At 61.6% G+C, this 14677-nt stretch carries 13 protein-coding genes; 7 read left to right on the forward strand and 6 right to left on the reverse strand.

Annotated features, from left to right (window positions below; genetic code table 11):
- Positions 1 to 248: 248 nt before the first annotated feature.
- A complete protein-coding gene (locus tag LIX93_RS18530) occupies positions 249 to 644 on the forward strand; it encodes a hotdog domain-containing protein (RefSeq protein ID WP_275948755.1) in 396 nt (131 codons plus the stop codon).
- 64 nt (positions 645 to 708) lie between these two features.
- Here LIX93_RS18530 and LIX93_RS18535 read toward each other — a convergent pair whose 3' ends face one another.
- Both LIX93_RS18535 and LIX93_RS18540 read right to left on the reverse strand, forming a co-directional pair.
- Positions 709 to 1965: a sodium:proton antiporter gene (locus LIX93_RS18535; protein ID WP_226505507.1), complete on the reverse strand. Its 1257-nt coding sequence runs from the start codon at positions 1963 to 1965 to the stop codon at positions 709 to 711.
- Between the two features lie 293 nt (positions 1966 to 2258).
- Complete coding sequence (locus LIX93_RS18540; protein WP_226505508.1) at positions 2259 to 3428, reverse strand: MFS transporter; 1170 nt, start codon at positions 3426 to 3428, stop codon at positions 2259 to 2261.
- 203 nt (positions 3429 to 3631) lie between these two features.
- On the opposite strand from LIX93_RS18540, the gene LIX93_RS18545 reads away from it, so the two are divergent.
- Both LIX93_RS18545 and LIX93_RS18550 read left to right on the forward strand, forming a co-directional pair.
- Complete coding sequence (locus LIX93_RS18545) at positions 3632 to 4465, forward strand: DMT family transporter (RefSeq protein ID WP_226505658.1); 834 nt, start codon at positions 3632 to 3634, stop codon at positions 4463 to 4465.
- A gap of 28 nt (positions 4466 to 4493) precedes the next feature.
- Complete coding sequence (locus LIX93_RS18550; RefSeq protein ID WP_226505509.1) at positions 4494 to 4880, forward strand: MAPEG family protein; 387 nt, start codon at positions 4494 to 4496, stop codon at positions 4878 to 4880.
- Between the two features lie 133 nt (positions 4881 to 5013).
- On the opposite strand, the gene LIX93_RS18555 is transcribed toward LIX93_RS18550, so the two are convergent.
- The 4 genes from LIX93_RS18555 to LIX93_RS18570 form a co-directional block, all read right to left on the reverse strand.
- The gene (locus LIX93_RS18555) at positions 5014 to 5406 is read right to left on the reverse strand and encodes a DUF1090 domain-containing protein (protein ID WP_226505510.1); all 393 of its coding nucleotides are present in this window, start codon (positions 5404 to 5406) and stop codon (positions 5014 to 5016) included.
- 82 nt (positions 5407 to 5488) lie between these two features.
- The gene (gene ligB, locus LIX93_RS18560; protein ID WP_226505511.1) at positions 5489 to 7198 is read right to left on the reverse strand and encodes an NAD-dependent DNA ligase LigB; all 1710 of its coding nucleotides are present in this window, start codon (positions 7196 to 7198) and stop codon (positions 5489 to 5491) included.
- 360 nt (positions 7199 to 7558) lie between these two features.
- Positions 7559 to 8749, reverse strand: coding sequence for a methionine adenosyltransferase (gene metK / locus LIX93_RS18565; protein WP_226505512.1), 1191 nt, complete (start codon positions 8747 to 8749; stop codon positions 7559 to 7561).
- A gap of 18 nt (positions 8750 to 8767) precedes the next feature.
- Complete coding sequence (locus LIX93_RS18570; protein ID WP_226505513.1) at positions 8768 to 9763, reverse strand: metalloregulator ArsR/SmtB family transcription factor; 996 nt, start codon at positions 9761 to 9763, stop codon at positions 8768 to 8770.
- 210 nt (positions 9764 to 9973) lie between these two features.
- On the opposite strand from LIX93_RS18570, the gene tkt reads away from it, so the two are divergent.
- The 4 genes from tkt to LIX93_RS18590 all read left to right on the forward strand — a co-directional run bounded on the left by tkt (position 9974) and on the right by LIX93_RS18590 (position 14655).
- Positions 9974 to 11971: a transketolase gene (gene tkt, locus LIX93_RS18575; RefSeq protein ID WP_226505514.1), complete on the forward strand. Its 1998-nt coding sequence runs from the start codon at positions 9974 to 9976 to the stop codon at positions 11969 to 11971.
- Between the two features lie 189 nt (positions 11972 to 12160).
- Positions 12161 to 13219, forward strand: coding sequence for an erythrose-4-phosphate dehydrogenase (gene epd / locus LIX93_RS18580; protein WP_226505515.1), 1059 nt, complete (start codon positions 12161 to 12163; stop codon positions 13217 to 13219).
- A 12-nt stretch (positions 13220 to 13231) separates the two neighbouring features.
- The gene (locus LIX93_RS18585; RefSeq protein ID WP_226505516.1) at positions 13232 to 14395 is read left to right on the forward strand and encodes a phosphoglycerate kinase; all 1164 of its coding nucleotides are present in this window, start codon (positions 13232 to 13234) and stop codon (positions 14393 to 14395) included.
- A gap of 32 nt (positions 14396 to 14427) precedes the next feature.
- On the forward strand, positions 14428 to 14655 hold the full coding sequence (locus LIX93_RS18590; protein ID WP_226505517.1) for a hypothetical protein: 228 nt from the start codon (positions 14428 to 14430) through the stop codon (positions 14653 to 14655).
- The last annotated feature ends 22 nt before the right edge of the window (positions 14656 to 14677 follow it).

A 14677-nucleotide genomic window follows, 5' to 3' on the forward strand; every position in this document is an offset into this window, starting at 1 on the left:
TTATATATGGGCTGGCGGTGCTTCCCAAGGGTTATGTGCGAATCCTGCCGGGTGGTGGGTCGCCTCGGCTGGCCTCTTCGCGGGCAAGCCTTGCTCCTACAGATCTACGGCCCGCTATTGTGGGAGCAAGGCTTGCCCGCGAAGAGGCCAGCGCCGGCTATATCATCCCCATAGACAAACGCCATATAGAGTCACGCCGCTGTGTCTGCGATGATAATGGCCTTCCAGTCGAACAGTCAGGAGCGAGCATGAATTTCCACACGCGCAAATGGGTCAAGCCCGAAGACCTCAACCCCAATGGCACCCTGTTCGGCGGCAGTCTGCTGCGCTGGATCGACGAAGAAGCGGCGATCTACGCCATTGTCCAGCTGGGCAACCAGCGAGTGGTGACCAAGTACATTTCAGAGATCAACTTCGTCAGTGCCTCGCGCCAAGGCGACATCATCGAATTGGGGATCACTGCCAGCGAGTTTGGTCGCACGTCCATCACCCTGACCTGCGAAGTGCGCAACAAGATCACCCGCAAGAGCATCCTCACGGTCGACAAGCTGGTGTTCGTCAACCTCGGTGAAGATGGCTTGCCGGCGCCGCACGGGCGTACGGAAATTCGCTATATCAAGGATCAGTTCGAAGCGGGTGCATGATGTTGTCTGTATGGGCCTCTTCGCGAGCAAGGGCGCGCGTTCGGCGGCGAAGAGGCCCTCGTTGTCAGTGATCAGCTTGCTTTGACACTGGCTCCCGCGTCACCGACTTCACCAGCGGCCCGATCGTCAAACCCTGTAGCAGGATCGACGAAAGCACCACGATGTAGGTGATACTCAGCACCAGGTCGCGCTCCGGACCCAGTGGCAGGGCCAGTGCCAGCGCGACCGACACCCCGCCGCGCAAGCCACCCCAGGTCAGCACGCGGATGGTCCCGCGCGGCACCGTGCGCCAGCGACGCAGCAACGCAATGGCCGGCGCCACGGTCAGCCAGCGCGACAGCAAAATCGCCACTGCCAGCAAGCCAGCGGCACTCAAGTGCAGCCACGAGAACGGCAACAGCAGCAACTCCATGCCGATCAACGCGAACAGCAAGGCATTAAGGATATCGTCCAGCAGCTCCCAGAAACCGTCCATGTAACGGCGAGTCATGTCGTTCATCGCCAGGTTGCGTCCCAGGTTGCCGATGATCAGGCCCGCGACCACCATCGCGATCGGCGCTGACACGTGCAACTCCGCGGACATGGCCGAGCCGCCGATCACCAGCGCCAGGGTCAGCATGACCTCGACCTGATATTGCTCGATGCTTTTGATCATGCGGTACACCACATAACCAATCAGGCCGCCGAATACCACGCCGCCCACGGCTTCGTGCACGAACAGCATCACGGTCGCGCCAACGGTCGGTGTCTCGCCCAGTTGCGCGATGCCCAGCAGCACGGTGAACACCACCACTGCGGTGCCGTCGTTGAACAACGATTCGCCGACGATGGTGGTCTTCAGGGGCTTGGAGGCATTAGCCGTACGCAACACGCCGAGCACCGCGATGGGGTCGGTGGGCGAGATCAGCGCGCCGAACAGCAGGCAATAAAGGAAGCTCACGTGCCAGCCGAACAGCCCGAAAATCCAGAACGCCAGGGTGCCGATCACGAAAGTGGCGATGAGTACGCCGAACGTCGCCAGCAATCCGATCGGCCACCGATAGCTTTTCAGGTCGGCGAGGTTGACGTGCAGGGCGCCGGCGAACAGCAGGAACGACAGCATCCAGTTCATCAGCAGATCACCGAAATCGATCTGGCCGATCAAGGCCCGCACCTGGTCTTCCAGGCCGGGGAAGCCGAGAAAACTCAGCACCTGCAGAATCAATGAAAACAGCATGGCCGTGACCATGACCCCGATGGTCGGTGGCAGACCTATAAAGCGGAAATTCACGTAAGTCAGCAGGGTGGTCAAACAGATAAACGCAGCGACAAGCTCAAGCATCAGACATCCTGTAACAGTTGCAGAAAACGCGTATGAAAGCACAACTGGCCGGGCAGTGCGTCAGCCGCGCCCCTGGTGGGGGCGGGTCTGCCGCGAATTGGGTGGTGCTACTGGCCGGTACAGACGCGCCAAATTGAGTGCCATGGCCAGTGCTTTTGCGGGCAAGCCTTGCTCCCACAGATGTATGACTCAAGGCCGGCTTGCACTGTGGGAGCAAGGCTTGCCCGCGAAGACGCCAGGCGCACCCATGCACATTCCCACAGGTGCGACGCTGCGCGCCTGCCGCTACAGGCTCAAGGCGCCGTCGCTGCCTCGGCAGCCCAATGCGGCTGGCGATAGATGAAATACGCCGCCGTCAGCAACGTCATCAAGCCGCTCGCAGCACCCACCCAAGGCAGTTGCGCCAGATTCGCACCGCTGGCCACCACCGCCCCGCCAAGGCCGGCGCCCAGCGCGTTGCCGAGGTTGAATGCGCTCTGGTTCAGGGTCGAACCCAGATTGGGCGCATCTACCGCCTGGTCGATGATCAGCAGTTGCAGGATCGGACACAGCGCGAACGCCGCCACGCCCCACAGCACCAGCGAAATCGCCGCCGGGATCACAGAACGGCTGGTCTGAGTAAACAGCACCATGACCACCACCACGGCAATTGCCATGGCAATCAGCGCCGGCAGCAATTTGGTGTCGGCCAGGCGCCCACCCAGCAGGCTGCCACCGGTGAGGCCTACGCCGAACAGCAACAGCATGATGGTCACGGCATGCGGGCCGATACCGGTGACGTCGGTCAGGATTGGCGCGATGTAGGTGAACACGCTGAACAAGCTGGTCGACGCCATGACGCTCATGGTCAGCGGCAATAGCACGTTGGGCTTGCCCAGCACTTTGAACTCGCTCATCAGGTTGCCGCGCTCCATGGTAATGAAGCGTGGCAGCCAGATGGCCTGAGCGATCAGCGCAACGATGCCGATGACCGACACCGCCCAGAAGGTCGCGCGCCACCCGGCGACTTGGCCCAAGGCAGTCCCCAGCGGCACGCCGAGCACACTGGCGAGGGTCAAGCCAGTGAACATCAAGGCAATTGCCTGTGCCCGCTTGTTCGGCGCCACGAGCCCGGCGGCGACCACCGAGCCGATGCCGAAGAAGGCGCCGTGGCACAGCGCCGTGACCACTCGCGCCGCCATCAACGAGATGTAATTGGGCGCAATGGCGCACAGCACGTTGCCGAGGATGAACATCCCGGTCATGCCCAGCAGCGTCGCCTTGCGCGGCATATTGGCGGTGGCGACGGCGAGGATCGGCGCACCGAACACCACGCCCAAGGCATAGCCGGTGATCAACAGACCCGCACTGGGAATGCTGACGCCCAGGTCGGCCGAGACTTGAGGCAACAGCCCCATGATGACGAATTCCGTAGTGCCGATGCCGAACGCGGCAATGGCCAATGCATACAAAGCGAGTGGCATGCGGAGTGATCCCTGTGGTTGGTTCGAACGAACTCGGTTCGATCAGGCGTGCGCATGCCGACGGCCCGACAGGGCGAAGGACTTATTGGAATTGTTGCGAAGCGCTTCTGAATGTGACGAATTAAGGCCTAGTATATCGAGCCGATAAAAGGGGGCGACCTCAGGAACGCCTCATGCGCTCACACAACAACAAGGAACATTGCGTGCTCGCGACAACGCTTGTACTGATTGCCGCCGTCCTTCATGCGACATGGAACACCTTGGTCAAGTTCAGTGCCGAACGGGTGCTGGTGATTGCAAGCATGGATGCCGTGGCGCTGGTCTGTGCATTGTTGCTGATGCCCTTCGTACACATCCCCCCCGCCGAGATCTGGCCCTGGATGCTTGCATCGGCCGGTTTCGAGCTGCTTTACCGCTATCTATTGATCAAGGCTTATCGCGTCGGTGACCTGGGCTTGGTGTACCCGTTGATGCGCGGACTGTCACCAGTGGTGGTGTTGGGGCTGACCCTGCTGTTCGCCGCCGAACCGCTGACGCATCGGCAGGTGATCGGTATATTGCTGATCCCCTGCGGCATGGCAGCGCTATTGTGGCAGGGTGGCGGTGGCGCTCGCTTGCCATGGAAGCTGCTGCCGGTGGTGGGGCTGATCGGCCTGAGCATCGGTTGTTACACTTGGCTCGACGGCCAGGCGCTGGCCCGCTGGGGGCATACCCTGGATTACCTCGGCTGGCTGACCTTGATCAGCGCGTGGCCGTTTCCGCTGTTTGCCGTGGTGCAGCGGCGCTCGGCTTTTCGGCACTTCTGGCAGACCCAGTGGCGTCTGGGCTTGGCCGTGGGTTTGTGCGTGCTGGCCAGCTATGCACTGGTGCTGTGGGCGATGGCGCTGGGGTCGGTAGCCGAAGCGGCGGCTTTGCGCGAGGTCAGTGTGATTCTGGTGGTGCTGTTCGGCATGCGATACTTGCGCGAACCTTTCGGTGGGCCACGCCTCTTGGCCTGTGCTCTGGTGCTGGCGGGCATGCTGGTCATGAAGCTTTGATTATCCAACTACAGACAAGGAAACCCCGATGACTGTCGCCTTCTGGTGTGTATTGATTGCGATTGTGTTGCCGATCGTTTGTTCGGGAATCGCCAAATACGGCGGTGGCAAATTCAAGCTGGGCAATAATCACGACCCGCGCAAATTCCTCGAGAATCTGCAGGGCTTGCCCAAGCGTGCCCACGCTGCCCAGCTCAACAGCTTTGAAGCGATACCAGCGTTCGCCGCAGCGGTGATCATTGCCGATATCGTCGGCAATGCCGCGCAAACCACTATGGACGTGCTGGCGGTGGCTTATATCACCAGTCGGCTGTTGTACATCATCTTCTATCTGGCTGATCTGCCGGCGCTGCGCTCGCTGGTGTGGTTTGTGGGGTTGGGGATTGTGGTGAGCTTTTTCTTCGTCTCGATCTGATGGATCGGTCGACTGTACCGGCCTCTTCGCGAGCAAGCTTTGCTCCTACAGGTACAGGCCGTTGCTGAGTCGTGCGTCTGTGGGAGCAAGGGGGCGCGTTCGGCGGCGAAGCCGGCCTCAAGATCAGCGCTGATTACTTGTTCAGCTCGCTCATCGCGTCCTGCAACTCCTTCTGCGATTCAGCCAGCTTTGCCTGACGCTTGCTGATCTTGTCGGCATCGCCCTTCTTGTTAGCCTCTGCCAGATCCGCTTGCCGCTCGGCCACTTCATGCTTGGCTTCGATGATCTTCTTCTCCCGCTCCTGACGCAGCGAAGCGTCGGTGCAATGTGCGTTCACTTCATCCAGCGCCTTCTGCAAGCCCGCTTGCTGATGACTGTTGTTGTGGGCCTTGGCGTAGTCGATCTGGGTTTGCAGATTGGCTTTCTTGGCGTCGCAGCCTTTGAGCGCGGTGGCATCGGCGGCCAGGGCGAGAGGTGTGAACAGGCCACAGGCGGCAAGCAGTGCTACAAAAGACAGGGTTTTCATCTTGATTCCTCGGGTGAAAGTGTCCCTATTGAAGACCATGAGGCACTGGTCGTCTTTAGGACAAGACTGAAAAGGCCGTTTCTCAGTAAAACCCCTCGACCTTCGCCTCATTCAGTTGTAGGGCCAATCGCTGAACCTCGGGATGCTTGAAAAAATCCGTCAGCTGTTGTGCCCTTAAGGCGCCGATCCCTGGAACTGCCTGCCACTGTTCCGGGCTATAGGCGACCAGCTGCTGCCAGCGGCTATCGCTCGCAGGTTCATCGATCGGGCCAGGCAAGGCTTTCACCGACGGCACGCCGAGTGCCTTGAGCCACTGCGTAAACGGCTGCTCGCGAGCTTGAGCAAAGGCGTTCAGCAAACGCCGACGGCTGGCGTCCTTGATGCCAGGTATGTCCTGCAAACCGTCGGCATCCAGTGTCAGCCAGTCCAGCAGCCCTTCCACCCTGCCGCTGGCGATCAAGGTGTCCCAGGCGCCGGGGCCGATGTGCGCCATTTTCAAGCCCTGCTTGCCGCTGAGCCAAGTGAGTCGCGCGCGAAATTGCTGAGTGCACTCGGCGGTAGCGCGCCAGCAACTGAGCGGATGATACTGGTCCGGATCAGGTGCACTGACGGCCGCGCGTGCGGGACTGCGCCACACCACCCCCGCGAACCGCGGAATGGTCAGCCCGGCGAGATCGACGGCGACGTGATCGCCGGGCTGCACATCGTGCGTTTGCCAGCGTTGCAGCGAGGCCATGCTCACACGGCGGACCTGGCGATCATCCAGTTGTACCGCCTGCAACTCCAGCACCGGGGTAATCCGGCCGGTCCGGCCAATGCTGAAAGTGACATCGCGCACTGTCGCCAAGGCCTGCGCGACCGGGTATTTCCATGCCGCGATCCAATAAGGCACCTTGGCCTCCCAGCGCTCGGCGGGCGGCCGCCGACCCTGACGCAGAATCAGCCCGTCGCTGGCGAAGGGCAGGGTGGCGGTGTGCCAATGGTTGTACCAGCGGGCGGCATCCTCGAAATGCTTTACCGGTTCGGTATAGGCCCCAGACTCAGGAAATCCCAGCGCCTTGAGCCCAGCGAGGCGTTCCGGCAATTGGGCCGGACCCGCTGGCCAGTCCCACACGAACAGCCCCACGACCGAGCCTTGCTCCTTGCTCAGCACCTTGCGGGCCATCAACCCGGCAACTTTGCCCCGAGCATTGCTGCTGCCTGCATTGGCCTGAACATGCTCGTCCAGCCGCCAGTACAACTCGCCTTGCAGCACCAGATCGATCGACTGTGGCAGCACCGCAGGGATAGCCGCGATGGATTTGGCTGGCCGTGTCCAATCGTGCCCATGGCTGCCGTTGCCCCGACTCAACACCTGATGCAGGTGACCTTTGCGGTACTCCACCGTCACCGCTACACCATCGATCTTGGGTTGCGCCCAGATATCTTCCCGGCCCTTGAGCCAGCGACGCACCGCCGCTTCGTTGGCAAGCTTGTCGACACCGGTATGGGGGATGGGATGCTTGATCGGCCCGACTGCAGTTGCCAGCGGCGATTTCTCCGGCCCGCTGCTGGCGGGGAAGCACTGTTGCCAAGCGTTCAACTGCAGGCGAGATTGGTCGTAGAGCTCGTCGGGAATGGGCGATTCGCCGAGGCGATGGTAGCGGTCGTCCCAGTCGGCCAGGCGGGCCTGGAGAGTGAGGATTTCGGTGGCGGCGCGGGTTGCTTCCCACTCGGGGCAAGGGCTGGCCTGTACGTGGGGAATGATAGTCAGAAGGCAGGCGGCAAGCCCTATGCGTAGAAGCGTCAACATGGAGGAGCATCCTTGCTCAAGAATGGGCGGCCTCGAAGCATACGAAAAATCAGTGAGGTAGATGCTTGAAGAAAGTGATGCTCGATATTTCAAGTTTTCTAATATCAAGTTACAAGTTTTGAGTTTGTTTCGAAGTGCTACGGAGCCGTTCTTGAAAACCCCGCGCCATGTTGATCTGGCTGTTTCGTGGCCGCTGCTTGACCAGGGCGGCTTGCGCCGCCAAGTTTTCCAGCGTTTCTGATATTGCTTTCACCAGCCTTTCGCTGGTCATCCCCGTTGGATTGATCAGTCGCGGGTCTCGGGGCGAACTAAGCCCTGACCGGATCAAGCCGGTCGGGGCTTCAATGACAACCGTTACCCTTACAACCCAGCAGAAGCCCGCAGCGCTTCAGCGCGATCCGTCTTCTCCCAAGTGAACGCAGTGAACGTGTCATCACCCACGGTCATCTCCACGGGCGTACGCCCGAAGTGGCCATACGCAGCGGTTGCCTGATACATCGGGTGCAGCAGATCCAACATGGTGGTGATCGCATATGGACGCAGATCGAAGTGCTCGCGCACCAGTTGCACGATCTTGCTGTCGCTGATCTTGCCGGTGCCGAAGGTGTTGATCGAGATCGAGGTCGGCTGGGCCACGCCGATGGCGTAGGAGACCTGGATTTCGCAACGTTCGGCCAGGCCGGCGGCGACGATGTTCTTGGCTACGTAACGACCCGCGTAGGCGGCGGAACGGTCGACCTTGGAAGGATCCTTACCCGAGAACGCCCCGCCGCCGTGACGGGCCATGCCGCCGTAGCTGTCGACGATGATCTTGCGGCCGGTCAGGCCGCAGTCGCCTACCGGGCCACCGATGATGAAGTTGCCGGTGGGGTTGATGTGGAACTGGGTGTCCTTGTGCAGCAGCTCGGCAGGCAGCACGTGCTTGACGATCAGCTCCATGACGCCTTCGCGCAGGTCGGCGTAGGAAACGTCTGGGTTGTGCTGGGTCGACAGCACCACGGCGTCGATGCCGACGACCTTGCCGCCCTCGTACTGGCAGGTGACCTGGGACTTCGCGTCCGGGCGCAGCCACGGCAGCAGGCCGCTCTTGCGGGCTTCGGCCTGGCGCTCGACCAAACGGTGCGAGAAGCAGATTGGCGCGGGCATCAGTACGTCGGTTTCGTTGCTGGCGTAGCCAAACATCAGGCCCTGGTCGCCGGCGCCCTGGTCTTCAGGGCGGCTGCGGTCGACGCCTTGGGCGATGTCGATGGACTGTTTGCCGATGATGTTCATCACCGCGCAGGTGGCGCCGTCGAAGCCGACGTCGGAGCTGTTGTAGCCGATGCCGATGATAACGTTGCGCACGATGTCTTCGAGGTCGACCCAGGCCGAGGTGCTGACTTCGCCGGCGATGATGGCGACACCAGTCTTGACCATGGTTTCGCAGGCCACCCGGGCAAACTTGTCTTCAGCGATGATGGCGTCCAGTACCGCGTCGGAAATCTGGTCGGCGATCTTGTCCGGATGTCCTTCAGACACGGACTCGGAGGTGAAAAGGGAGTATTCGCTCATCTGGACTATTTCCTGAATTTACCGATGGTGAGTGTCGCCAGCCGGTCGCTGAAAATGGCGGACCTGGATCTGGAAACCATTACGTAAGCCCACATAGAGGCTTTCCCCGGGCACGAGGCCCGCAGCGGTGGCCCAACGGGCCAGATCTTCCTGTTCAAACCCTAGCCAGAGATCACCGCAGGCCTCCCTGGCCCATCCCTGGTTGTGGCTGCACAACTCGGTTACCAGCAAGCTACCGCCGGGTTTTACGCGCTCGCTCAGTTGCACGAAGGCGTGGGCGGGGTCGCTGAAATGGTGCAGCACCATGTTCAGCACCACGCAGTCGGCCGCGAGGGCCAGTGCGCTCAAGGCATCCGCCAGGCGCAGTTCAACGTTATTCAGGTGTTCGCGGGTGCAGACCTCGCGCGCCAGCTCGAGCATCTCGGCGCTGTTGTCCAACGCGGTGACGTGGGCGAAGCGGCTGGCCAGCTCGGGCAGGAAGCCGCCATCGCCCGGCCCGACTTCCAGCGCGCTGGCAGTGGGTGCGAAGTTGAGCTTGTCGAGCAGCGCCAGCAGGCTGTCGCGGTACTGCGGCAAGCCGGCGATAAGGTCTTGCTGGGCACGGAATTTTTCTTCCATACGCGAGAAAAAGTTTTTGCTGGCCGTGGCGCGCTGGCGCTGGACCAGGGCCATGCGCGCCTGCACGTCGCTGGGCAGGTCGAGATCGTCGACCTCGATCAAGAGCGCCGCGTGGATGCGCCCGCCAGTGGCCGCGAGGTCGGGCAGGGCACGGCGGTAGAAAATCGCATTGGCTTCGCGGCGCGTGGCCACCAGGTCGGCCTGGGCCAGCACCTTGAGGTGGTGGCTCATGCCCGACTGGCCGATGGCGAAAATCTGCGCCAGCTCCAGTACCCCGAACGAATCACAGGCCAGTGCCCGCAAGACATTCAGCCGCAAGGGATCGTTGCCGGCTTTGCACAGGGCAGCCAGGTCATCGAAGGGCTCGGGGCCAAGGGCGGGGATTTGTAGGCTCATGGGATCGCAGTCTAGAGTCGCGTCGCGCGGCTCGCAAGGGCAATATCAAAAAGTTTTGATATTGCCCGATCAGTCGCGTTCACTGGCCCCCGCCGCGTAAATCCGCAAAAAATCCAAGGGAATCGTTATCTCCGATTGCCCCGCGGCCTCTGCCTAGGGGAAAATGGCGCTCTTTTTCGTTCTTCCTTACAACACCCTAGGAGATCAGCGATGCCCAGCCGTCGTGAGCGCGCCAACGCCATTCGTGCCCTCAGCATGGATGCCGTGCAAAAAGCCAACAGCGGCCACCCCGGTGCGCCGATGGGGATGGCCGACATCGCCGAAGTCCTGTGGCGCGACTATCTCAAGCACAACCCGGCGAACCCCTCGTTTGCCGACCGTGACCGCTTCATTCTCTCCAACGGCCACGGTTCGATGCTCATCTACTCGTTGTTGCACCTGACCGGCTACGACCTGTCGATCGACGACCTGAAGAACTTCCGCCAGTTGCACAGCCGTACCCCGGGCCACCCGGAGTTCGGCTACACCCCAGGCGTCGAGACCACTACCGGCCCGCTGGGTCAGGGTCTGGCCAATGCCGTGGGCTTCGCCCTGGCCGAAAAAGTCATGGGCGCGCAGTTCAACCGCCCTGGTCACAGCATCGTCGATCACCACACCTATGTGTTCCTGGGTGATGGCTGCATGATGGAAGGCATTTCCCACGAAGTCGCTTCACTGGCCGGCACCTTGGGCCTGGGCAAGCTGATCGCTTTCTACGACGACAACGGTATCTCCATCGACGGCGAAGTCGAAGGCTGGTTCACCGACGATACCCCGAAGCGTTTCGAAGCCTATAACTGGCAGGTAATCCGCAACGTCGACGGTCACGACCCGGAAGAAATCAAGACCGCCATCGACACCGCCCGCAAGAGTGAGCAGCCGACCCTGATCTGCTGCAAGACCACCATCGGTTTCGGTTCGCCGAACAAGCAAGGCAAGGAAGACTGCCATGGCGCTCCGCTGGGTGACGCGGAAATCGCCCTGACCCGTGAAGCGCTGAAGTGGACCCACGGCCCGTTCGAAATCCCGGCGGATATCTACGCCGAATGGAACGCCAAGGAATCCGGCCTGGCCGTCGAAGCCGAGTGGGACCAGCGTTTCGCTGCCTACTCCGCTGCATTCCCTGAGCTGGCCAACGAGCTGGTGCGCCGCCTGGCCGGCGACCTGCCTGACGATTTCGCTGAAAAATCCGCTGCCTATATCGCTGAAGTCGCGGCCAAAGGCGAAACCATCGCCAGCCGTAAAGCCAGCCAGAACACCCTCAACGCGTTCGGTCCGCTGCTGCCTGAGTTCCTCGGCGGTTCGGCTGACCTGGCCGGTTCCAACCTGACCCTGTGGAAAGGTTGCAAAGGTGTCTCGGCCGAAGACGCCAGCGGCAACTATATGTACTACGGTGTGCGCGAGTTCGGTATGAGCGCCATCATGAACGGCGTCGCCCTGCACGGCGGCCTGGTGCCTTACGGCGCGACCTTCCTGATGTTCATGGAATACGCCCGCAACGCCGTGCGCATGGCGTCGCTGATGAAGAAGCGCGTGATCTTCGTCTACACCCACGACTCCATCGGCCTGGGCGAAGACGGCCCGACTCACCAGCCGATCGAACAGCTGACCAGCCTGCGCACCACGCCGAATCTGGACACCTGGCGCCCTTCGGATGCGGTCGAATCGGCCGTGGCCTGGAAGCACGCGATCGAGCGCAAGGACGGCCCTTCGGCGCTGATCTTCTCGCGCCAGAACCTGCAGCATCAGGTGCGTACCGATGCGCAGATCGCTGACATCGGCCGTGGCGGCTACGTGCTCAAGGATTGCGAAGGCGAGCCGGAGCTGATCCTGATTTCCACCGGTTCCGAAGTGGGCTTGGCGGTTCAGGCGTACGACAAGCTGATCGAGCAAGGCCGCAAGGTGCGTGTGGTATCGATGCCTTGCACCAGCCTGTTCGAAGCACAGGACGCGGGCTACAAACAGGCGGTGCTGCCATTGCAGGTCAGCGCGCGGATCGCTATCGAAGCGGCCCATGCGGACTACTGGTACAAATACGTGGGCCTCGAAGGTCGCGTGATCGGCATGACCACCTACGGTGAATCGGCGCCGGCGCCAGCGTTGTTCGAAGAATTCGGCTTTACCCTGGAGAACATTCTAGGTACCGCTGAAGAACTGCTGGAAGACTGATTGTCGTTGCTTGCCTGTATGGCTTGCCGGTGATGGTGCCTTCTCGGGCCTCTTCACGGGCAAGCCTTGTTCCCACAGGTGCACGCCGCAGGATCGCCGGACTCTGTGGGAGCAAGGCTTGCTCGCGAAGAGGCCGGCACTGACAACGCACTACCCAGCTCCCCCTCGAATTCCTATACGAGCTCGACCATGCCTCAGCCACGCCCTTTCAAAGTTGCTCTCAACGGTTACGGTCGCATTGGCCGCTGTGTGTTGCGAGCGCTGTACGAACGCGGCAGCGAAGCGGGCTTCGAAGTCGTGGCAATCAACGACCTGGCCGACATGGCCAGCCTCGAATACCTGACGCGCTTCGATTCCACCCACGGCCGTTTCCCTGGCAAGGTGGCGATCGACGGCGATTGTCTGCAAATCAATGGCGATAACATTCAGGTGCTGCGTAGCGCCACTCCGGAAGGCATCGACTGGCGCGCGCTGGGTATCGATCTGGTGCTTGAGTGCTCAGGCGCCTATCACACCCGCGCAGACGGCGAGCGCTTCCTTGAGGCCGGCGCTCCGCGAGTGCTGTTTTCCCAGCCCATGGCCAGCGAGTCCGATGTCGACGCCACCGTGGTGTTCGGCGTCAACCAGGCTTGCCTGACCGGCACCGAGCGCCTGGTGAGCAACGCCTCGTGCACCACCAACTGCGGCGTACCGCTGTTGCGTCTGCTCGATCAGGCGCTGGGGCTGGAGTACGTGTCCATCACCACCATCCACTCGGCGATGAACGACCAGCCGGTGATCGACGCCTACCATCACGAAGACCTGCGCCGCACCCGTTCGGCGTTTCAGTCGGTGATCCCGGTGTCCACTGGCCTGGCACGCGGTATCGAGCGCCTGCTTCCGGAACTTGCTGGCCGAATTCAGGCCAAAGCAGTGCGCGTGCCGACGGTCAATGTATCGTGCCTGGATATCACCTTGCAGACCGCTCGGGACACTGACGCCGTGGAGGTCAACCGGATCCTGCGCGAGGCCGCCACCAGCGGCCCGCTGCACGGGCTGCTGGCCTACACTGAGCTGCCCCACGCCAGTTGTGATTTCAACCATGATCCGCACTCGGCCATCGTCGATGCCAGCCAGACCCGCGTGTCGGGGCCTCGGTTGGTCAATCTGTTGGCCTGGTTCGACAACGAATGGGGTTTCGCCAATCGCATGCTCGACGTTGCAGAGCATTATCTGCACGTCATAAACCAACAATCTCCAAAGGCATGAAGGACTGACTCAATGACCGTGTTGAAGATGAGCGACCTCGATCTGCAAGGTAAGCGCGTACTGATCCGCGAAGATCTCAACGTGCCCGTCAAGGACGGCAAGGTCACCAGTGATGCGCGCATCGTCGCGTCGCTGCCGACCATCAAGCTGGCCCTGGAAAAAGGCGCCGCGGTGATGGTCTGCTCGCACTTGGGGCGTCCCACCGAAGGTGAGTTCTCTGCCGAAAATAGCCTCAAGCCGGTGGCCGAGTACCTGAGCAAGGCGTTGGGCCGTGACGTGCCGCTGGTGGCCGATTACCTGGGCGGCGTCGACGTCAAGCCTGGCGATGTGGTGCTGTTCGAGAACGTGCGCTTCAACAAGGGCGAGAAAAAGAACGCCGACGAGTTGGCCCAGCAATACGCTGCCCTGTGCGACGTGTTCGTGATGGACGCCTTCGGCACCGCCCACCGCGCCGAGGGCTCGACCCATGGCGTGGCCAAGTTCGCCAAGGTCGCAGCGGCTGGCCCGTTGCTGGCTGCCGAGCTCGAAGCGCTGGGCAAGGCGCTGGGTGCGCCGGCCAAGCCGATGGCTGCCATCGTCGCGGGCTCGAAGGTGTCGACCAAGCTCGACGTGCTCAATAGCCTGAGCACCATTTGCGACCAGTTGATCGTCGGTGGCGGCATCGCCAACACCTTCCTCGCCGCGGCGGGCCACAATGTCGGCAAGTCGCTGTACGAACCAGATCTGCTCGACACCGCTCGCGCCATCGCCGCCAAGGTCAGCGTGCCATTACCCGTTGACGTGGTGGTCGCGAAGCAGTTCGCCGAAGACGCCGAAGCCACCGTCAAGGACATCGCCGATGTCGCTGACGATGACATGATTCTGGATATCGGGCCGAAAACTGCCGAGAACTTCGCCCAGCTGCTGAAAACCTCTAAAACTATTCTGTGGAATGGCCCGGTCGGCGTATTCGAATTCGACCAGTTCGGCAACGGTACCAAGGTGCTGGCCAAGGCCATCGCCGAGAGCTCGGCGTTCTCCATCGCAGGCGGTGGCGACACCTTGGCGGCGATCGACAAGTACGGCATCGGCAGCGATATTTCGTACATCTCCACCGGCGGCGGCGCTTTCCTCGAGTTCGTCGAAGGCAAGGTGCTGCCTGCGGTGGAAATGCTCGAACAGCGCGCCAAGTCCTGATTGGCATGAACATTGGAACAGGGGCTCTCCCGATGTTCAAAACCCTGCCGGCGGTGATGTTGATGGCGCTGCTGGCGGGTTGCTCCAGCACGTCGGCCGATAACGCCGTAACGCCCGCCAAGGCCGAAGTGGCCAAGCCGCATGGTGGCTGCGCGCAGTCCGAATGGCAGGCGCAGACCGCTCCGGTGATCAGCAAGCGCCAAGGCAACGAAGCGTTGGAGAAGTACAACAGCGAAGATCTCGGTAACGGCTGTCACTAGGCAACCACGGGCGGCGAATACG

This window comes from Pseudomonas sp. MWU16-30317 (genome assembly GCF_020515695.1).
GTDB lineage: Bacteria > Pseudomonadota > Gammaproteobacteria > Pseudomonadales > Pseudomonadaceae > Aquipseudomonas.

What these genes read in the sequence shown, in the direction of transcription:
- metK (WP_226505512.1), bottom strand. Translation starts at nt 8,749, where the DNA reads ATGAGCGAATACTCCCTTTTCACCTCCGAGTCCGTGTCTGAAGGACAT.
- LIX93_RS18555 (WP_226505510.1), bottom strand. Translation starts at nt 5,406, where the DNA reads ATGAAAACCCTGTCTTTTGTAGCACTGCTTGCCGCCTGTGGCCTGTTC.
- ligB (WP_226505511.1), bottom strand. Translation starts at nt 7,198, where the DNA reads ATGTTGACGCTTCTACGCATAGGGCTTGCCGCCTGCCTTCTGACTATC.
- LIX93_RS18540 (WP_226505508.1), bottom strand. Translation starts at nt 3,428, where the DNA reads ATGCCACTCGCTTTGTATGCATTGGCCATTGCCGCGTTCGGCATCGGC.
- tkt (WP_226505514.1), top strand. Translation starts at nt 9,974, where the DNA reads ATGCCCAGCCGTCGTGAGCGCGCCAACGCCATTCGTGCCCTCAGCATG.
- LIX93_RS18535 (WP_226505507.1), bottom strand. Translation starts at nt 1,965, where the DNA reads ATGCTTGAGCTTGTCGCTGCGTTTATCTGTTTGACCACCCTGCTGACT.
- LIX93_RS18590 (WP_226505517.1), top strand. Translation starts at nt 14,428, where the DNA reads ATGTTCAAAACCCTGCCGGCGGTGATGTTGATGGCGCTGCTGGCGGGT.
- LIX93_RS18570 (WP_226505513.1), bottom strand. Translation starts at nt 9,763, where the DNA reads ATGAGCCTACAAATCCCCGCCCTTGGCCCCGAGCCCTTCGATGACCTG.
- LIX93_RS18530 (WP_275948755.1), top strand. Translation starts at nt 249, where the DNA reads ATGAATTTCCACACGCGCAAATGGGTCAAGCCCGAAGACCTCAACCCC.
- epd (WP_226505515.1), top strand. Translation starts at nt 12,161, where the DNA reads ATGCCTCAGCCACGCCCTTTCAAAGTTGCTCTCAACGGTTACGGTCGC.
- LIX93_RS18550 (WP_226505509.1), top strand. Translation starts at nt 4,494, where the DNA reads ATGACTGTCGCCTTCTGGTGTGTATTGATTGCGATTGTGTTGCCGATC.
- LIX93_RS18585 (WP_226505516.1), top strand. Translation starts at nt 13,232, where the DNA reads ATGACCGTGTTGAAGATGAGCGACCTCGATCTGCAAGGTAAGCGCGTA.